The organism is Stenotrophomonas sp. 2619 (assembly GCF_040548725.1).
In the GTDB taxonomy this organism is placed as follows: Bacteria; Pseudomonadota; Gammaproteobacteria; order Xanthomonadales; family Xanthomonadaceae; genus Stenotrophomonas; species Stenotrophomonas maltophilia_AP.
On record NZ_JBEPSF010000002.1, the window covers coordinates 38,172 to 55,638 of the forward strand.

Annotated in this window: 16 protein-coding genes and 1 pseudogene; 9 read left to right on the plus strand and 8 right to left on the minus strand. The window is 68.6% G+C overall.

Features of this window, described 5'->3' with window-relative positions; translation table 11 throughout:
- Positions 1-21: 21 nt before the first annotated feature.
- Both nfsB and ABIA71_RS02875 read right to left on the minus strand, forming a co-directional pair.
- Positions 22-675: an oxygen-insensitive NAD(P)H nitroreductase gene (gene nfsB, locus ABIA71_RS02870; RefSeq protein ID WP_354282979.1), complete on the minus strand. Its 654-nt coding sequence runs from the start codon at positions 673-675 to the stop codon at positions 22-24.
- A 34-nt stretch (positions 676-709) separates the two neighbouring features.
- Entirely contained in the window at positions 710-1,717 is a 1,008-nt protein-coding gene (locus ABIA71_RS02875; protein ID WP_354282981.1) for a zinc-binding alcohol dehydrogenase family protein, read from the minus strand.
- Between the two features lie 90 nt (positions 1,718-1,807).
- On the opposite strand from ABIA71_RS02875, the pseudogene ABIA71_RS02880 reads away from it, so the two are divergent.
- The 3 genes and pseudogenes from ABIA71_RS02880 to ABIA71_RS02890 all read left to right on the plus strand — a co-directional run bounded on the left by ABIA71_RS02880 (position 1,808) and on the right by ABIA71_RS02890 (position 3,977).
- Positions 1,808-2,778 (plus strand): annotated as a pseudogene (locus ABIA71_RS02880) (LysR family transcriptional regulator).
- A 13-nt stretch (positions 2,779-2,791) separates the two neighbouring features.
- Positions 2,792-3,418 carry a leucine efflux protein LeuE gene (gene leuE / locus ABIA71_RS02885; RefSeq protein ID WP_354283425.1) on the plus strand — a complete coding sequence of 209 codons (627 nt, stop codon included), beginning with the start codon at positions 2,792-2,794 and terminating at the stop codon, positions 3,416-3,418.
- 190 nt (positions 3,419-3,608) lie between these two features.
- A complete protein-coding gene (locus tag ABIA71_RS02890; protein WP_354282985.1) occupies positions 3,609-3,977 on the plus strand; it encodes a hypothetical protein in 369 nt (122 codons plus the stop codon).
- Between the two features lie 9 nt (positions 3,978-3,986).
- Here the strand turns inward: ABIA71_RS02890 and ABIA71_RS02895 are convergent, their stop codons facing one another.
- Positions 3,987-4,889 (minus strand): LysR family transcriptional regulator, encoded by a 903-nt coding sequence (locus tag ABIA71_RS02895; RefSeq protein WP_354282987.1) that lies wholly within the window; start codon positions 4,887-4,889, stop codon positions 3,987-3,989.
- A 120-nt stretch (positions 4,890-5,009) separates the two neighbouring features.
- On the opposite strand from ABIA71_RS02895, the gene ABIA71_RS02900 reads away from it, so the two are divergent.
- The 4 genes from ABIA71_RS02900 to ABIA71_RS02915 all read left to right on the plus strand — a co-directional run bounded on the left by ABIA71_RS02900 (position 5,010) and on the right by ABIA71_RS02915 (position 8,873).
- Entirely contained in the window at positions 5,010-6,005 is a 996-nt protein-coding gene (locus ABIA71_RS02900; protein WP_354282989.1) for an aldo/keto reductase, read from the plus strand.
- 159 nt (positions 6,006-6,164) lie between these two features.
- Positions 6,165-6,839 carry a suppressor of fused domain protein gene (locus ABIA71_RS02905; RefSeq protein WP_354282991.1) on the plus strand — a complete coding sequence of 225 codons (675 nt, stop codon included), beginning with the start codon at positions 6,165-6,167 and terminating at the stop codon, positions 6,837-6,839.
- Between the two features lie 65 nt (positions 6,840-6,904).
- Positions 6,905-7,312 (plus strand): hypothetical protein, encoded by a 408-nt coding sequence (locus ABIA71_RS02910; protein ID WP_354282993.1) that lies wholly within the window; start codon positions 6,905-6,907, stop codon positions 7,310-7,312.
- Between the two features lie 145 nt (positions 7,313-7,457).
- On the plus strand, positions 7,458-8,873 hold the full coding sequence (locus ABIA71_RS02915; protein ID WP_128095217.1) for an amino acid permease: 1,416 nt from the start codon (positions 7,458-7,460) through the stop codon (positions 8,871-8,873).
- Positions 8,874-9,032: 159 nt separating this feature from the next.
- Here the strand turns inward: ABIA71_RS02915 and ABIA71_RS02920 are convergent, their stop codons facing one another.
- Positions 9,033-10,283: a dipeptidase gene (locus tag ABIA71_RS02920; RefSeq protein WP_354282996.1), complete on the minus strand. Its 1,251-nt coding sequence runs from the start codon at positions 10,281-10,283 to the stop codon at positions 9,033-9,035.
- 159 nt (positions 10,284-10,442) lie between these two features.
- Positions 10,443-11,612, minus strand: a complete 1,170-nt coding sequence (locus tag ABIA71_RS02925; RefSeq protein ID WP_159498575.1) for a class I SAM-dependent rRNA methyltransferase — start codon at positions 11,610-11,612, stop codon at positions 10,443-10,445.
- A 359-nt stretch (positions 11,613-11,971) separates the two neighbouring features.
- On the opposite strand from ABIA71_RS02925, the gene ABIA71_RS02930 reads away from it, so the two are divergent.
- Both ABIA71_RS02930 and ABIA71_RS02935 read left to right on the plus strand, forming a co-directional pair.
- Positions 11,972-12,928 carry a TerC family protein gene (locus ABIA71_RS02930; protein ID WP_128095214.1) on the plus strand — a complete coding sequence of 319 codons (957 nt, stop codon included), beginning with the start codon at positions 11,972-11,974 and terminating at the stop codon, positions 12,926-12,928.
- Between the two features lie 96 nt (positions 12,929-13,024).
- Positions 13,025-13,810: a rhomboid family intramembrane serine protease gene (locus ABIA71_RS02935; protein WP_354282999.1), complete on the plus strand. Its 786-nt coding sequence runs from the start codon at positions 13,025-13,027 to the stop codon at positions 13,808-13,810.
- A gap of 7 nt (positions 13,811-13,817) precedes the next feature.
- Here ABIA71_RS02935 and ABIA71_RS02940 read toward each other — a convergent pair whose 3' ends face one another.
- From ABIA71_RS02940 to mnmE, 3 genes are all read right to left on the minus strand, one after another.
- Positions 13,818-14,777 carry a hypothetical protein gene (locus ABIA71_RS02940; RefSeq protein WP_354283001.1) on the minus strand — a complete coding sequence of 320 codons (960 nt, stop codon included), beginning with the start codon at positions 14,775-14,777 and terminating at the stop codon, positions 13,818-13,820.
- A 124-nt stretch (positions 14,778-14,901) separates the two neighbouring features.
- On the minus strand, positions 14,902-15,957 hold the full coding sequence (locus ABIA71_RS02945; RefSeq protein WP_354283003.1) for a glycerophosphodiester phosphodiesterase: 1,056 nt from the start codon (positions 15,955-15,957) through the stop codon (positions 14,902-14,904).
- 159 nt (positions 15,958-16,116) lie between these two features.
- Positions 16,117-17,466 (minus strand): tRNA uridine-5-carboxymethylaminomethyl(34) synthesis GTPase MnmE, encoded by a 1,350-nt coding sequence (gene mnmE / locus ABIA71_RS02950; protein WP_354283005.1) that lies wholly within the window; start codon positions 17,464-17,466, stop codon positions 16,117-16,119.
- Between the last annotated feature and the right edge of the window lies 1 nt (position 17,467).

The window sequence follows — 17,467 nt, forward strand, 5'->3', positions numbered from 1 at the left end:
AACGGCGTGCCTTGGCGTCTTTCAGAGCTGGGTGAACACCTGCTCGCGGGGCAACCGCGACTTGGGCAGGCCGGCATTGAAGTTGGCCGCACTGCCGTAGCCCAGCGCCACCAGCACCACGCTGGTGAAGCCGCGCGCGCGCAGGCCCAGTTCGGCGTCGAGCACGTCGGCGTCGAAGCCTTCCATCGGGGTGGCGTCGATGCCGTGCACGCCTGCGGCCAGCAGCAGCGTGCCCACGGCCAGGTAGGTCTGCTTCTGCATCCAGTGCTGGACGTCGCCCAGGGTGTGGCGGTGCAGGTCCACGTAGTGGTGCAGCGCGCCGCGCTGGCCCTCGCGCGCGGCGTCGGTGGGATAGCGGCCGTCGGCGGATTCCTGGTCGATCACCTGGGCCAGGTACGCATCATCGATACCGGTGCGGGTGGCGAACACGATCACATGCGAGGCGTCGGTGATCTTGGCGGTGTTGTAGGGCTGGTTGGGCTGCGTGGCGCGGGCGATGCGCGCCCGTGCTTCGGCGGTGCCGGCCACCAGGAAGTGCCACGGCTGCGAATTCACCGACGACGGTGCGTTGTGCAGTACCTCCAGCAGGTCCTCCAGCACCGCCGGCGGCAGCGTGCGGGTGGGGTCGTAGGCCTTGGTGGTGTGGCGGCGCAGGGCCACCGGAGCGAGGGTCATGGGAACAGATTCCAGTGCAGGTTCAGTAGGGAGTTCAGAAGCCTTCGAGGACCAGCTTGCCGCGCGCGCGGTGGCTCTCGATCAGGGCGTGGGCCTGGCGCAGGTTGGCGGCGTTGATGCGGCCGTAGTGCTCGCCCAGGGTGGTGCGCAGCACGCCGGCATCCACCAGCGCGGCAACCCGTTCCAGCAGCGCGTGCTGGCGCTCCAGGTCGGGCGTGTTGAAGCTGGAGCGGGTGAACATCGACTCCCAGTGCAGCGACAGGCTCTTGCGCTTGAGCGCCATCACGTCGAGCTGGCCGGGGTCGTCGATCAGCGCCAGCTGGCCCTGCGGGGCAAGCGCGGCCACGATCTGGTCATAGTGCTGGTCGGTGTGGGTCAGGCTGGCCACGTGGCTGACCTCGGCGATGCCCAGCCGCTGCAGGCCGTCGGTGAGCGGCTGCGAATGGTCGATCACATGGTGCGCACCCAGGCCGTACACCCAGTCCTGGGTATCCGGGCGCGAGGCGGTGCCGATCACCGTCAGCCGGGTCAGCTGGCGCGCCAGCTGGATCAGGATCGAGCCCACGCCACCGGCCGCGCCAACCACCAGCAGGGTCTGGCCCTCGCCACCGCCTTCGGCAATGCGCAGGCGGTCGAACAGCAGTTCCCAGGCGGTGATCGCGGTCAGCGGCAGCGCCGCCGCGGCGGCATCGTCCAGGCTGGCGGGCTTATGCCCGACGATGCGTTCGTCCACCAGCTGGTACTCGGCGTTGCTGCCCGGGCGTCCGATCGCGCCGGCATAGAAGACCGCGTCGCCCGGCTGGAACAGGGTCACCTCATCACCCACGGCATCGACGATACCGACCGCGTCCCAGCCCAGTACCCGCGGCTCGGTCACGGCCACGCCGTTGCGCACCTTGGTGTCGACCGGGTTGACCGAGATCGCACGGACCGCCACGCGCAGGTCACGCGGGCCCGGCTGCGGAATCGGCAGGGTGATGTCCTGCAGCGCGCGCGGGTCGCTGATCGGCAGGCCATGTTCGGTATAGGCAACAGCTTTCATCGGGGCAGATCCGTTCGGGAAGACGCACAGCCTGCGCTTCACGGCGCGGGCCGGAAAGGCGCAGAATCGGGCAGCACTTTCACTGTGGGAATGAAAATGGTCCGCGTCGACGATCTCGGCCTGTTCGTGCGTACCGCCGCGTTGGGCAGCTTTTCCAACGCCGCGCGCGAAGCCGACCTGCTGCCCGGGCAGGTGGCCGCAGCGGTGGCCCGGCTGGAGCGCGAGCTGGACCTACGCCTGTTCGTGCGCTCCACCCGCAGCCTGCGCCTGACCGCCGAAGGCGCGCTGTACCTGCCCTACGCGCAGGAAGTGCTGGCCGCGCTGAGCGAGGGCCAGGCGCGGGTACGCGGCGAGGACGCCGAACTGCGCGGGGTGCTGCAGGTGGCCGCACCGTCTGACCTGGGCCGCAACGTGCTGCTGCCGTGGCTGAGCGAGTTCCGCAGCGCGCACCCGAAGCTGCAGCTGCGCCTGCACCTGTCCGACCAGGTGGCCGACGTGTTCCGCGATCCGGTCGACATCGCCTTCCGCCTGGGCCGGTTCGACAACGCCAGCTACGTGGCGCTGCCGCTGCTGCCGGGCAACCGCCGGGTGCTGGCGGCGGCACCGGACTACCTGGCCCGGCATGGCACGCCCGACAGCCTGGACGCGCTCAAGGACCACCACTGCCTGCTGTACCAGCTGGCCGGGCGCGCCTACGACCGCTGGAACTTCGAGGTGGACGGACGCCGGGTGGTGGTGCCGGTACGCGGCAACATGGTCTGCGACGATGCCGACGTGGTGCGGCGCTGGGCCGTGGCCGGCGAGGGCATCGTGTTCAAGTCGTGGCTGGATGTGTGCGCCGACGTGCGTGCCGGGCGCCTGCAGGTGCTGCTGGGCGGTGCCGGCGACAGCCTGCCGTTGAACCTGGTGTGCCCGCACCGCAAGCAGTTCTCCCCGGCCATCCGCCAGCTGCACGCGATGTTCGAACAGCGCCTGCAACCGCTGCTGAAGGATCTGCCGCGCGTGCCCGGCTGACGCTATCGGGATGCGGGGCGGTGCCGGACAATGGCGCTCCCCCGTAGTCGAGTCGCCGCCATGCCGTGGATGGGCATCCAGGACCTGTGGACCTTTGTTGCCGCCGTGCTGGTGTTCCTGGCCCTGCCCGGCCCGGGCACCTTCACCCTGCTTACCGCCACCGGCCGCGGGGGCGTGCGCGGCGGCTACACCGCGCTGTTCGGACTGCTGCTGGGCGACCAGATCCTGATGTGGCTGGCCGTGGCCGGCGTGGCCGCGCTGCTCAAGGCCAACCCGCTGGTGTTCCACGCGGTGCAGTACCTGGGCGCGGCGTACCTGGTGTGGGTGGGCATCGGCCTGCTGCGCCGGCCGCGCGGTGGAAGCGAAGAAGGCGGCATCCGCCTGCAGCCCGGCCACTATTTCCGCCAGGCGGTGCTGATCAACCTGCTCAACCCGAAGGCGATCATCTTCTACATGGCCTTCCTGCCGTTGTTCATCGACCCGGCCCGCCACCAGGGCGTGGTCACGTTCGCGACCATGGCGGTGATCATCTTCGTCATGGGGCTGGCGTATTGCTCGGTGCTGATCGGGGTGGGCAACCTGTTGCGGCGTAGGATTCTTCAGCATCCTCGTGTAGGACTTCTCCTGAAGCGCGTGGCGGGTGTTTTCCTGATCGGCTTCGGCGTGCGACTCGGCGTCAGCGGCTGACGCCCCGCCCTGCGGACCGATGCGCCGATCTGGCGGGCACCGGCGCCGTGCGGCGAATAGACAACGTCATCGGAAGGCGTCTTTTCAATCGGGAACTTGAGATTCCCCGCGACGCCCGCGCGGTGTCCAATCGGCCCCATCGCCCAACGGTCGCCGTCCAGCGCGACCGCGCGCCCCACGCGAGGAACCGATGCCGCCCGTGTATTTCGTCCACCACCTTGCCGGTCACCGCGAGCGCCTGCTCGGCATGGCCACCGACCGCGTCGACCTGGCCCACCCGGCCGTCAGCCGCATCGTTGCCGGGCTGCAGCCACTGGATCGCATCGACCTGCGCGCGTGCCGGTTCGACTGCCAGGCCAGCCTGGACCTGGCGTTGCGTCGGCGCATCCGCGAGGCCGAACAGGCCGCGCAGGGCTGGCGGGTGTTCGACGCGCAGGGCGTGTTGCGCTGCAAGCGTTTCCCCTGCGACGAGCGGGTGGTGTTCCCCCACGGGCTGCCAGTCGATGCGGCGTGGCTGCGCACGCTGGTGGACGACCGGCGCGACCCCCTCGCCGTTTGACGCGCCGGCTCAGCGCGCGTCCAACGCCTGCCGCAGGTGGTCGATGAACACCCGCAGCTTGGGCGCCATCTGGTCGCGCGCCGGGTAGTACAGGTGGAACCCAGCGAACGGCTGCTGCCAGTCCTGCAGCACGCAGCGCAGGCGCCCGGCGGCCACGTCGGCGGCCACCACGGCCTCGAAGGCCTGGCCCATGCCCAAGCCGGCGCGGACCGCCGCGTGGATCAGGCCGGTATCGTTGAACACCAGCGGCCCGCTCACTGCCACGTCGAAATCGCGACCGTCGCGGCTGAACTCCCAGGGCATCAGCCGGCCGGTGCTGAGCCGGTGCACGATGCAGGTGTGGTCGACCAGCGCGGCCGGCGTCTGCGGTACGCCGTGGCGGGCGAAGTAGTCGGGCGTGGCCACCACCACCTGGCGCTCCAGCGGACCGATCGGCACGGCGATCATGTCGCGCGCCAGGGACTCGCCCAGCCGGATGCCGGCGTCGAAGCCCCCGGCGACCAGGTCGGCCAGGCCCGGCTCCACGAACAGCTCCACCTCCACCTGGGGATAACGCGCCAGGAAGCTGGGCAGGTGCGGCAGCACCAGCAGTTCGGCGGCCACGCGCGGCACGTTGATGCGCAGTTTGCCCGCCGGTACCGCACGCACGCTGTCCAGGTCCACGAAGGCGGCCTCGATCTGGGCCAGGCCTTCGCCCACGCGCGCCAGGAAGCGCGCCCCGTGTTCGGTCAGGCCCACCCGGCGCGTGGTCCGGTGCAGCAGGCGCACGCCGAGGCGCGCCTCCAGCGCGCGCACGGTCTGCGACAGCGCCGACGGCGAGACGCCCAGGTCATCGGCGGCGCGGGTGAAGCTGGCACGCTCGGCCACACGGGCAAAGGCAACCACGGCGGACAGCGGGGGCTGGGACGACATTGTGAAGCCTGCCTTCAAGGTCGATGTGGCGAACACCAGTTTATCCACATGGTGCGGCGGAGGATGCTGTGGGCACCGGCGCTCGACCGCGCCGCCCCTTCCCCGCTTCCGGAGCCTTCCATGCAGACCCGTACCCTTGGCCGCCACGGCCCCACTGTTTCCGCGCTCGGCCTGGGCTGCATGGGCATGAGCGCCTTCTACGGCGGTCGCGGCAGCGATGCCGAAGCTACTGCGGTGATCCACCGCGCGCTGGCGCTGGGCGTCACCCTGCTCGATACCGCCGACATGTATGGCCCGCATACCAATGAGGTGCTGGTCGGCAAGGCCATCGCCGATCGCCGCGACCAGGTGTTCCTGGCCACCAAGTTCGGCATCCGGCAGGAGCCCAGCGACAGCGCTGCCCGCAGCGTGGACGGCCGCCCGGAGTACGTGATCGCCGCGTGCGAGGCCAGCCTGCAGCGGCTCGGCGTGGACCACATCGACCTGTACTACCAGCACCGCGTGGATACCCGCGTGCCGATCGAAGACACCGTGGGCGCGATGGCGCGTCTGGTCGAGCAGGGCAAGGTGCGCTTCCTGGGCCTGTCCGAAGCGTCGGCGGCCACCCTCCGGCGCGCGCACGCGGTGCACCCGATCACCGCGGTGCAGACCGAGTTCTCGCTGTGGTCGCGCGACCCGCAGTCCAACGGCGTGCTCGACACCGTGCGCGAGCTGGGCATCGGCTTCGTGCCCTACTCGCCGCTGGGCCGCGGCTTCCTGACCGGCGCCATCCGCAGCCCGGACGATTTCGACGCCGATGACTACCGCCGCCAGTCACCGCGCTTCCAGGGCGACAACTTCGCCCGCAACCTGGCCCTGGTCGATGCGGTCACCGCGATGGCCCAGGCCAAGGGCATCACGCCCGGGCAACTGGCGCTGGCCTGGGTGCTGGCGCAGGGCGAGGACCTGGTCCCGATCCCCGGCACCAAGCGCCTCACCTTCCTGGAAGAGAACCTGGGCGCGCTGCAGGTGCAGCTCAGCCCGGACGAGCTGGCCCGCATCGACGCGATCTTCCCGGCCGATGCCGCGGCGGGACAACGCTACGCCGACGCAGCGATGGCCACGCTGGACCGCTGAGGGAGCGGTCACGACCAACGGGCGTGACCGACCGGGTTCCGCCCTGCCCCGGTCGGTACGCACACGCCGGGTGCGGGTCCGCACCGGGAGGTACCGACCGGTGGTCGGTGCGAACTTGCGATGGTCCACAATGGTGGGCCATCGCCTGTGAGTAAACGGATGTCCCACCCCGATGACCTGCTGGCCCGTGCCTGGGCAGAGCGCGAAGAAGTCCTGTACCCCCGCCTGCTGGGCGCCCTGGGCCCCGGCCTGTATCCCCTGGACGCAGCGGTGTTCTCCACCGTGTTCGGCCAGGACAGCGTGGACCCGCGCTGGCTCACCATCGGCGTGTTCGAGTGCCCGCCCACGCCGGACCGGCCCGGGTGGGCCTATGTGAGCTCCGGCCTGTCCAACCCATGGGATGACACCGGGGCCGACCCGGACAGCGTGTCCGGCCTGGGCATGGAGTTCCTGCTGCAGACCACCGAACGCGCGCCGTGGGCATTGGCCCTGGTGCAGCGGTTCTGCGCCTACCAGCTGCTGCTGGCCGCCGGCCGCATGGGCGACCACGCGCCGCTGGACCTGTGGGACCGCATGCGCATCGGCACCCCGATCGACAACGCCGACAGCCAGCTGCAGGCGCTGGTGTTCGTCGCCGCCGAGCACCTGGGCGACATCCAGACCCTGGTCAGCGGCCAGTTCCGCTTCCTGCAGATGCTGCCGCTGACGCTGGAAGAACACGCCTTCGGCCAGCAACACGACTTCGAGACCGTGGTTGAACAGCTGCAGGCCCACCACGCCGCACCGGTGGTGGATACCCGCCGCGGCAGCATTCCGCTGCAGCCGCCGGCCTGATCCAACGGTGGCCCCGCGCGCGGGGCCGCCGCCTGTGCCACACGCCCGCCCCTCAAGGACCGCCGATGCGCTGGTTTGCCCTGCTTCCCCTGCTGGCGCTGTCCGCCCCGGCCGCAGCCCAGACCGATGAGATCCGCTGCCTGACCGGCGGCTCCCGGGCGCAGATCCACCTGTCCTGGAAACTGCCGGCCGAGGGGCAACGCACCAGCTACCTGCGGTATGCCGGCAAGACCGCCTGGCTGCGCCTGACCCTGCTGAGCGAGGACAGCACCGAAATGGCCGAGGGCCGCCCCTGGCAGTTCGATACGGTGTGGGAGGAGCACCTGGACGGCAAGGTGATCGGCCGCTATGCGATCTCCACCCAGGGCGCACGCATCTACGGGTTCGACTACACCAACGCCCGCACCGGGCGGCAGACCACCTTCAGCGAGGACATCGGCGCCCTGACCGATACCGGCTGCCACTGGGACTGACACCGGCGCATTTGTGCTGTTTTCGTCATTCACTGGCACTCAGGATTTACTTACGCCCTCCTGTGACGCCCGGCAGTAGTAATGCTGCACCGCATTGGGTAAAACTCGCTGACTAGTCAGTAGCCGTCATTTACCGCGAGGTCCCATGTCATCGTTGCTCCGGCGCAAGTCCCTAGACCAAGTCACCGTCCATGAAGCCGGCAGGCGACTGGTCCCGACCCTGAGCTGGCCGCACCTGATCGCACTGGGCATCGGCGCCATCGTCGGCACCGGCATCTACACCCTGATCGGCGTCGGCGCCAACCTGGCCGGCCCGGCCGTGCTGATCTCCTTCGCCATCGCCGGTGCGGTCTGTGCCTGCGCGGCGCTGTCGTATGCCGAACTGGCCACCATGATGCCGGCCGCCGGCAGCGCCTACACCTACAGCTACGCCGCGCTGGGCGAAATGATCGCCTGGGTGGTGGGCTGGAGCCTGATCCTGGAGTACTCCCTGGTGGTGAGTACGGTGGCGGTCGGGTGGTCCGGCTACGCCGTGGGCTTCCTACATGGCTGGGGCATCGACCTGCCGCTGGCGCTCACCGCCGGCCCGCACGTCGCCGGCGGCTTCATCAACCTGCCGGCGGTGCTGATCACCTTCGTGGTGGCCGGCATGCTGATGGCGGGCACCAAGGAAAGCGCCACGCTCAACGCCATCCTGGTGGTGGTCAAGATCATCGCGCTGACCTTGTTCGTGGCCATCGCGCTGCCGCACTTCGATACCGCGCACATGGACCCGTTCATGCCGTTCGGCTTCGCCAAGTCGGTGGGCGTCGGCGGTGTCGAGCAGGGCGTGATGGCCGCTGCGGCGATCATCTTCTTCGCCTTCTATGGCTTCGATGCGATCTCCACCGCGGCCGAGGAAACCAAGAAGCCCGACCGTGACCTGGCCATCGGCATCATCGGGTCGATGGTGGGCTGCACCATCATCTACGTGCTGGTGGCGCTGGCCGCCGTGGGCGCGATGAGCTACACCATCTTCGGCCAGAGCGCCGAGCCGCTGGCGCTGATCCTGCGCGAACTGGGCAGCCCGGGCGCGGCCAAGTGGATCGGGGCGGCGGCGGTGATCGCCCTGCCGACCGTGCTGCTGGCCTTCCTGTACGGGCAGAGCCGCATCTTCTTCGTCATGTCGCGCGATGGCCTGCTGCCGCGCGGTCTGTCCAAGGTCAGCGCGCGTACCGGCACGCCCATTGCCACTACGTTGTTCACCGCGGTACTGGTCGCCGCGCTGGCCGGCGTGGCCCGTCTGGATGAAATTGCCGCACTGGCCAATGCCGGCACGCTGGCCGCGTTCACCGCGGTAGGCCTGTGCCTGGTGGTGCTGCGCGTGCGCGAGCCGGGCCGCGTACGCAAGTTCCGCACCCCGCTGGCCTTCATCGTCGGCCCGCTGGCGGTGATCGGCTGCCTGTACCTGTTCTTCAGCCTGCCCAGCAAAACTCAGCTGTATTTCCTGGCGTGGAACGTAGTGGGCCTGATCGCCTACTTCGCCTATGGGCGGCGGAACGCGGTGATCGACAAGGCCTGATCCCGGGGGGTGCCGACCGTTGGTCGGCACCTGCCCGTGCAGCGCAGCACGCGGCGTCGGTGGGCAGCCGGGTAGACCCGGGCTCTGCCCGGCTGCCGTAACGCCCAACGTCGGTGATATACCGGGGCGCCACGCCAAGCGCGGCGCCCGCAATCCCCGTCACTTCTTCGGCGTCGCCACCTTGTCCGCGTGCGCCTGCGCCTGGGCCATCACGCGCAGCAGGTTGCCGCCCCAGATACCGGCGATCTGCTTCTCGCTGTAACCCTTGCGCAGCAGCCATGCGGTGATCTTCGGCAGCTGGGTCACATCGGGCAGGTCGGCCAGGCCGCCACCGCCGTCCCAGTCCAGGCCGATCCCGGCATGCTCGGGGCCGACCACCTTCAGGATGTGCTCGAAGTGGGCGAAGAAGTCGTCCAGCGTGGCCTTGCGCAGCGGGTAGCGCGCGTCCAGCGCGTCCAGCCCCTGCTTCAGCGCCACGCCCTGGGCGATGGTCAGCCCGTCGTAGTCGCCGCCGAGCTGCTTCATCAGCGCGTCCTCGGCCTGCGCGCGCGCCTCGGTCTTGCCGGTGTCGATCAGGTAGCCGCCATAGGCGTTGACCTGGATCACCCCGCCGGCCTTGGCCAGCTTTTTCAGGCGTGCGTCGTCGAGGTTGCGCGGGTGGTTGTAGATCGCCTTGGCCGAACTGTGCGACAGCACGAACGGCACCGGCATGCGCTCGAGCAGGTCATCGAACACCGCGTCGGAGGCATGCGACTGGTCGATCACGATGCCCAGCCGCACCGCTTCGTCCACCAGCGCCTTGCCGGCCGGGCTGAGGCCCTTCCATTCGGCGCCCTTCTTGTCGGTGGCCGAATCGGCGAACTCGTTGTTGGCGAAATGCACCGTGCTCAACAGGCGCAGGCCCGCCCGGTGGTAGAAGCTCAGCAGTGAGGGATCGTCCACCAGCGGGCTGGCGTTCTCCATGCTGATGTAGACCACGCGCTTGCCAGCCGCCTTGATCCGGGCCGCATCGGCGGCGGTGAGCGCCAACTGGAACGTGTCCGGGTGCGCGGCGAGCATCTCGCGGATGTCCATCAGCCGCAGCAGCCCCGCGTCGCGTTCGTGCACATGCGCCGCCTCGCTGCGGTCGCCCTGGTCGGTGTAGATCGCCCAGAAGCCGCCGTCCAGCGCGCCTTCCACCATGCGCGGGTAATCCACCTGCGAGAGCGCGTTACGGTCGTGGCGCTGCTGGATGTCGAAGCCGGCGCGGTGGAAGTTGGCCGGTGTATCCAGGTGGCTGTCCAGGGTGAGCAGCGTTTTCTGCAGGGCCGAGGCCCGCGCCAGCTCCTGCGGGGTGAACTCGATGGCGTGGGCGGCCAGCGGCGTGCACAACGCCAGCGATACCAGCAATGACAGACTGCGCAACGTCATGACGCCTCACCTTGGATGGGAAGCGTCAGACCATAGCGCTGAGAGGACAACAAACGGTAGTGCCGGCCGCTGGCCGGCTCCCCGCGATAATCGCAGACTAGGAGGAGCCGGCCAGCGGCCGGCACTACCTGATGCCGAACGTAGCCGGGATCCTGCGAATCAGTCCAGCACGCGGCAGAACACTGCCTTGAGGTAGCGCGATTCCTGCACGTGGGCCATGAACGGGTGGTCCGGACCGGCGCCGGCCACCTTCAGGATCTGGATGGTGCGGCCGGAATAGAACGCCGCGCGGCGCAGCATGTCCAGGAACTGGTCCTCGGCCACCAGGCCGGTGCACGAGAACGTGGCGAACAGGCCACCGGGCTTGACCACGCCCAGCGCCAGCTTGTTCATGTCCAGGTACTTCTTCAGCGCGGTGATCACCTGGTCGCGGTCGCGGGTCATCTTGGCCGGGTCCAGGATCACCACGTCGAACTGCTCGCCGCGGTTGGCTGCATCGCGCAGCCACGGGAACACGTCGGACTGGATGAACTTCGGGCGCACGTTGTTGAGGCGCGAGTTGGCCTTGGCAATGGCGATCACGTCTTCATCGATGTCGATGCCGACCACTTCCGACGCACCGCGCGCGGCCGCGTACACCGCAAAACCGCCGGTGTTGCAGCACAGGTCGAGCACGCTCTTGCCCTCCACCTGCTCGCTCAGCCACTGGCGGTTCTCGCGCTGGTCGGCGAAGAAACCGGTCTTGTGCGCACCGGCCGGGTCGGCGCGGAACTTCACGCCGTACTCGGTGATCACCGACGCTTCGGTGGTGGTGTTGCCGTGGAAGTCGAAGCTTTCCTGCTTCTGCACGTGTTCGTCGGCGAAGCTGTGGAAACGGCAGCCCGGGAACTGCTCACGCAGTGCTTCGTAGATCCACTCGCGGTGACGGAACATGCCGGCGGCGAAGAACTCCACCACCACCAGGTCGTTGTAGCGGTCCACCACCAGGCCGGACAGGCCGTCGCCTTCGCTGTGCACCACGCGCCAGGCGTCGGACACCGCGTCCAGCTTCAGCACATCACGGCGCAGCGAGACGGCCTGGGCGATCTTGCGCGAGAACCAGCCCGCGTCCACCGGAACGGCCTGGTCGGTTTCCAGGATGCGCACGGCAATGCGCGAATGGCCGTTGTAGAAGCCCCGGCCGATCCACTCCCCGTCCACGCCGATGACGTCGACGATGGCACCGGGTTTGGGACGGACGGCCGGCTTTTCGACCAGTTTCTGGAAGATCCACGGGTGGCTGGAGCGCCAGGCGTTCTTGAGGCGGACAACGGGGGCAGGGGTATTCATCTCCGTATTGTATCCGGGAAGCCCCCGCGCCCCGGTAGTGACGGCCGCCGGCCGTCTCCCCCAGTGCATCCGGCCCGTACGCGGTTGGCGCCCAACGCCCGTCATTACCGGGCAATGGGCGTCCAGTTGACGCCGGCCCGGCCACCCCGCAGAATCGGCCCCAGAAGGGGAGTAGCTCCCAGACGTTGTCGCCGTCAATTCGAGCCCGCAGGCTCCGGTGCAACGGCAGTCCCACCCATCGGGGCTGCGAGCGAGACCTTCGCCGTATGGCGAAGCTCTGTCCCCGGATCCCCCCGATCCTCCGTTGCAGATCCTCGCCGTCCGGCTTGAGGCAATCATTTTTCCAACGGATAAACCCAATGCAGACGATCGGTAATGTGTGGTTGTGGGGCGGCTTCGGCGCGGTGGTGATCATCGCGCTGCTGGTCGACCTCGTATTGATGCGACATGGCGGGCCGCACAAGGTCACCTTCAAGGAGGCCCTGTGGTGGTCGATCGGCTGGGTCGTGCTGGCCCTGGCCTTCAACGGCGGCCTCTGGTACTACCTGAACGAGACCGCGGGCCAGGTAGTGGCCAACAAGGTCGGCCTGGAGTTCCTGACCGGTTACCTGGTCGAAAAAGCCCTGGCCGTGGACAACATCTTCGTGTTCCTGATGATCATGGGCTACTTCGCGGTGCCCGAGGAACAGCGCCAGAAGGTGCTTATCATCGGCATCCTGGGCGCGATCGTGCTGCGTACGATCATGATCTTCGCCGGCAGCGTGCTGCTCACCAAGTTCCACTGGCTGCTCTACGTGTTCGGCGCCTTCCTGCTGTTCACCGGCTGGAAGATGTGGTTCTCGGCCGGCAGCGAGCCGGACCTTGAGAGCAACCCCGCCCTGCGTTGGATGCGCAAGCACCTGCGCCTGCTGCCCGACTACGCCGGCAACGCCATGAGCGTCATGCGCGATGGCAAGCGCTGGTTCACCCCGCTGTTCGTGGTGCTGATCCTGATTGCGGTCACCGACGTGATTTTCGCGGTGGACTCCATCCCGGCCATCTTCGCCATCACTACCGACCCGTTCATCGTGCTCACCTCCAACGTGTTCGCGGTGCTGGGCCTGCGCGCGATGTTCTTCCTGCTGGCCGGCATGGCCGATCGCTTCCACCTGCTGCCGTACGGTCTGGCCCTGGTGCTGGCCTTCATCGGCATCAAGATGATGCTGATCGACATCTTCAAGATCCCCACCCCGATCTCGCTGGGCGTGGTGGCCGTGATCATCGCCGCCACCGTGGTGCTGAGCCTGAAGAACCCGCCGAAGACCGGCGACGCGTAACCGGTGTGCCACCGGCGGGATTGTCCCGCCGGTGGCACTACTCTCTCCCGCCGCGTTGCCCTTGTGTTCAGCCCGGGCGACGCAATCCCTAAGGGTATGAACGCCAACCTGCCCCTGCCCGCCGGCGAGCCGCCGACCTCTCCCCGCAACGACCGCGGTCGCGTGCTGCGGGCGTTCAACCTCAGCCTGGCCTTCGTGCTGGTGCTGGTGGCCATCTATACCGCGCAGGGTCATTTCGACTGGCGCCCGTGGGCCGTGGCCCCGCTGGACAAGGCCGGCCTGCTCGGCATCCTCGGTGCACCGCTGCTGCATGGTTCGGTGCAGCACCTGGGCGCCAATGCGTTCGCCCTGCTGATCCTCGGCACCCTTGCCGGCAGCGTCTATCCCAAAGCCACCGTGCGCGCGCTGCCCCTGCTGTGGGTCGGCTCCGGACTGGGTGCCTGGCTGCTGGGTGACCTGGGCAGCCGCCATCTCGGTGCCAGCGGCATCACCCACGGCCTGATGTTCCTGATCTTCGTGCTGGGCCTGCTGCGCCGCGACCGGCCGGCCATTGCCGCCGGCCTGATCGCCTTCCTGTTCTACGGCAGCATGCTCATCACCATCCTGCCGCATGAGCCGGGGGTGTCCTGGCAGTCGCACATGGGCGGTGCCTTCGCCGGCATCATCAGCGCGCTGCTGTTCCGCCTGTCCGACCCGATGGCCCCGCGCAAGCGCTACAGCTGGGAAGAGGAAGAAGACGAGGACGAGCTGCAGTTGCAGCGTGACAACGACCTTGAACCGCCTTCCCCGCACCGCGTGCCGGTGCTGTGGCAGCCGCGCGAAGGGCAGGACTTCGTGGTGCTGCCCTTCCGTCCGCGCGATACGGGTGCGCCGCGCGAGTAACGGCGGTTCACTTCGGTGGCTTGATCACGCCGGTGGCACTGATGCGCAGGCATTGCCAGGCGATGTAGCCCACCACCAGCACTTCCACCACGCCGAACAGCGTGTGGACCGAGAACGCCATGGGACGCTCGTCCCACAGGTAGCTGTGCGATCCGGTGCGGAATCCGCTGACACGCAGGCGTCCGGTGAACAGCGCCGTTCCCACTGCCAGCGCCTGGGACAGCTCCAGTACCGCCAGGAACAGCCCAAACAGCGCGAGCACCGCACGGCCAGGAAAGCCGATCCTGTCGTTGGGGTCGGACGCCTTCGGCGCATTGGGGGTGGACGCTTTCCGCACCACGCGGGGTGGCGGGGCATGCACCGCGTTGAATGCCTCTGCGCGCCGCCGCCACGCTGGCGGTGGGGCAACCGGGCGATCTTCTGCACCGGCAGCGCCCCGTTCAACACGGGTGACCGCCACGTGCAGGTAGTCGGCAACTTCGCCAAGCCACCGCTCTGTCGACGGTCGGCCCGGCAGAAGCACAGCATTGCCGGGGCTGAGGCAGTGCTCGCGTCCGTCGGGCAGCATGATCCAGAGCGTGCCGATGGCTGGCCAGGCATCCTTGCGGACGCGCAACTCCAACGCAGCGGGTCGGCCAAGTGCGAACTGCTCGACCTGCTCACGCAGGCCCAGCAGCATCCGGCGGCGGCGTTCAACCACGTCGTTTCGACAGGACAGTGTGAGCGTCTCGTGCGTGGCAAACGACAGGAGCGCCACCACGCTCACCGCAGGGAGCAACAGCATCACCAGTAGCGCCAGAACCGTGTCCGATGGAGAGGTGACGTTCATTCCCTCCATCAGCACCACCGTGGGGATGCCAAAGCCCATGACCAGGATCATCAGCACCGTGCCACTGAGCACGTGGTTGTGCGAGCGAATGTGTAGATCGCCGTCCGGCGTGTGTTCGTAGCGATGCCCGATCAGCATGCGACCTCCTTGTCTGCCGGGCACGGTAACCCCGGCAGCGCGCGGTCGGCAAGCACGGTTGGGGCATGCCCGGGTAGGCATCGACCGTTGGTCGATGCGGGCAGCACCGACCAACGGTCGGTACCTACGGGTTTGCCACCGCCGTGCCGTCGCCATCCACCGCGCGCCGGCCCAGCGCCGGGTCGTCGGTGAAGAAGGCATCGATGCCGGTGGCGAGATAAGCGCGCATTTCAGCCACCGAACCCTCGGCGTTGCGCGCGTTGGCTTCGCCCTTGCGGAACTCGGCGGCCTGGAACGGATTCTCCGGGCGGAACGTGTACGGAACGACCATCAGCCCTGCCGCATGTGCATCGCGCACCAGCGACGTAGGCGTGCCGAGCTTGCCGGCGGCGTCCAGCGGAATGACCAGGCGCAGGCTCGGTCCGATGCCGTCGGCGTAGGCGGCCACCTGCTCCAACCCGGCCGGGGTGATCATGTCGGCATAGCGCTGGCTGCCCTTCGCGGCCAGCACGTCGCCGGGCTGCTGCTTCGGGTCACCGATCAACTGCAGCAGGCGGATGTTGGAATCGCGTGCCAGCGTGCTGCGCAGGTAACGCAGGTTGCCGACCTCGAACGACTGGATCGTCACCGGCGCCACGCGGGTATAGGCATTGCCCTGCAGCGTGGCCAGCACCTTGTCTTCCATCGGCAGCCCGATGCCCTTGAAGTAGGTGCCGTGCTTGATCTCCGGTACCAGGCCGATGCCACGGTTGGCACGGCCGGCCTGCTGGACCAGGAAGGCGATGATCTCGTCCAGGGTGGCGATGCGGAACTGGCCGTCGAAGGCGGTGCTGCGCAGCTGCGGCAGGCGCTCGCGGGCGTACAGCGTCTTCAGCTCGGCCAGGGTGAAGTCTTCGGTGAACCAGCCTTCCATGCGCTCGCCGTCGATGGTCTTGACCGTCTTGCGGCTGGCGAACTCCGGGTGTGCGGCCACGTCGGTGGTGCCGCCGATCTCGTTCTCGTGCCGGGACACCAGCACGCCGTCCTTGGTCATCACCAGGTCCGGTTCGATGTAGTCGGCGCCGTCGGCGATGGCCTGGGCATAGGCGGCCAGGGTGTGTTCGGGCAGCAGCGCACTGGCGCCACGATGGCCGTACACCGCCGCCTTGCGCGGCGCGGGAGGGGAAGATTCAGCGCTCATGGCCACCGATGGTGCCACGGCCAGCGACAACAGCAAGGCACAACCCCACGACAACTTCGACACTGCAAACCCCTGTGTAATGCGGCCCGCGCCGACGCGGCGGGGCGTGGATGGACCGGCGCATTGTGGTGGTGCGGTATGACAGCGGGAAGAAAGGCCCTACTTCCCGATGCAGAAGCTCGAGAAGATCCGCCCCAGCAGATCATCGGCGCTCATCCGCCCGGTGATCTCGCCCAGCGCCTCATGCGCCAGCCGCAGTTCCTCGGCGGCCAGCTCCAGGTGTTCGTGGACCAGCTCGGCGTCGGCGCGCTCGGCGTGGCCGATGGCCAGCACGATGGCGTCAACATGGCGGGCACGGGCGGAGAATTCGCCGTCCACGCTGTCGCCGGCGCTGCCGCTGGCCAGTGCGCGCAGGCGGGCGTGCAGGCGGTCCAGGCCCTGGCCGGTGGCGGCGGAGACGTGGACGACGTTTGGATCGCTGTCGGCGGGTAGCTGCTCCAGCAGGTCGCTCTTGTTGTGGATCCACAACTGCTGCGGCACGCCGGCCAGGGCATCAGCCACCGCTGCGTGCCCGGCCTGCGGGTCGCGGGCGTCGAGCACGATGATGGCCAGGTCGGTGCGTTGCATCTCCACGTGCGCACGGCGCATGCCCTCGCGCTCGATGGCGTCGCCGCCGTCGCGCAGGCCGGCGGTGTCGACCAGGGTCAGTTCGAGGCCATCGATACGGATGGTTTCGCGCAGGGTGTCGCGGGTGGTGCCGGCAATGTCGGTGACGATGGCGCGCTCGCTGCCGGCCAGTGCGTTGAGCAGCGAGCTCTTGCCGGCATTCGGCGGGCCCACCAGCACCGCATGCAGGCCATCGCGCAACTTGCGGCCGCGCTCGGCATCGTCACGCAGTTGCCCCAGCGCGCGCAGTGCCTGGCCCAGCCCGGCGCGCACCTGCTCGCCGCCCAGGGTGTCCAGCGGCTCGTCGGCGAAGTCGATCGCCGCTTCAACATGGATGCGCAGCAGAACAAGCTGTTCTGCCACCTCGTCCACGCGGCGCGAGAACACCCCGTCCAGCGACCGCCGCGCAGCGCGCGCTGCGCGGGTATCGCTGGCCGCGATCAGGTCGGCGATGGCTTCGGCCTGGGCCAGGTCGAGCTTGCCGTTGAGGAAGGCACGCTCGCTGAATTCACCCGGCCGGGCCTGCCGCGCGCCCAGCGCGATGCAGCGCGCGACCAGCTGCTGCAACACCACCGGGCTGCCATGGCCCTGCAGTTCGACCACCGCTTCGCCGGTGAAGCTGTTGGGGGCCGGGAACCACAACGCGATGCCATCGTCGATCACCTCGCCCTGCGCATCGCGGAAGCGGGCGTAATGCGCCTGCCGCGGCTGCATCGTGCGCACGCCGATGGCCTCGGCGATGCCGCGCGCACGCGGGCCACTCAGGCGCACGATGCCGACGCCGCCGGCACCGGGCGCGGTGGCGATGGCAACAATGGTGTCGATGTTGGACGGGGTGGTCATC

Bases quoted from the DNA above. Each gene is read 5' to 3' on its own strand.
- nfsB (WP_354282979.1), bottom strand. From the start codon at position 675: ATGACCCTCGCTCCGGTGGCCCTGCGCCGCCACACCACCAAGGCCTAC.
- ABIA71_RS02875 (WP_354282981.1), bottom strand. From the start codon at position 1,717: ATGAAAGCTGTTGCCTATACCGAACATGGCCTGCCGATCAGCGACCCG.
- leuE (WP_354283425.1), top strand. From the start codon at position 2,792: ATGCCGTGGATGGGCATCCAGGACCTGTGGACCTTTGTTGCCGCCGTG.
- ABIA71_RS02890 (WP_354282985.1), top strand. From the start codon at position 3,609: ATGCCGCCCGTGTATTTCGTCCACCACCTTGCCGGTCACCGCGAGCGC.
- ABIA71_RS02895 (WP_354282987.1), bottom strand. From the start codon at position 4,889: ATGTCGTCCCAGCCCCCGCTGTCCGCCGTGGTTGCCTTTGCCCGTGTG.
- ABIA71_RS02900 (WP_354282989.1), top strand. From the start codon at position 5,010: ATGCAGACCCGTACCCTTGGCCGCCACGGCCCCACTGTTTCCGCGCTC.
- ABIA71_RS02905 (WP_354282991.1), top strand. From the start codon at position 6,165: ATGTCCCACCCCGATGACCTGCTGGCCCGTGCCTGGGCAGAGCGCGAA.
- ABIA71_RS02910 (WP_354282993.1), top strand. From the start codon at position 6,905: ATGCGCTGGTTTGCCCTGCTTCCCCTGCTGGCGCTGTCCGCCCCGGCC.
- ABIA71_RS02915 (WP_128095217.1), top strand. From the start codon at position 7,458: ATGTCATCGTTGCTCCGGCGCAAGTCCCTAGACCAAGTCACCGTCCAT.
- ABIA71_RS02920 (WP_354282996.1), bottom strand. From the start codon at position 10,283: ATGACGTTGCGCAGTCTGTCATTGCTGGTATCGCTGGCGTTGTGCACG.
- ABIA71_RS02925 (WP_159498575.1), bottom strand. From the start codon at position 11,612: ATGAATACCCCTGCCCCCGTTGTCCGCCTCAAGAACGCCTGGCGCTCC.
- ABIA71_RS02930 (WP_128095214.1), top strand. From the start codon at position 11,972: ATGCAGACGATCGGTAATGTGTGGTTGTGGGGCGGCTTCGGCGCGGTG.
- ABIA71_RS02935 (WP_354282999.1), top strand. From the start codon at position 13,025: ATGAACGCCAACCTGCCCCTGCCCGCCGGCGAGCCGCCGACCTCTCCC.
- ABIA71_RS02940 (WP_354283001.1), bottom strand. From the start codon at position 14,777: ATGCTGATCGGGCATCGCTACGAACACACGCCGGACGGCGATCTACAC.
- ABIA71_RS02945 (WP_354283003.1), bottom strand. From the start codon at position 15,957: ATGAGCGCTGAATCTTCCCCTCCCGCGCCGCGCAAGGCGGCGGTGTAC.
- mnmE (WP_354283005.1), bottom strand. From the start codon at position 17,466: ATGACCACCCCGTCCAACATCGACACCATTGTTGCCATCGCCACCGCG.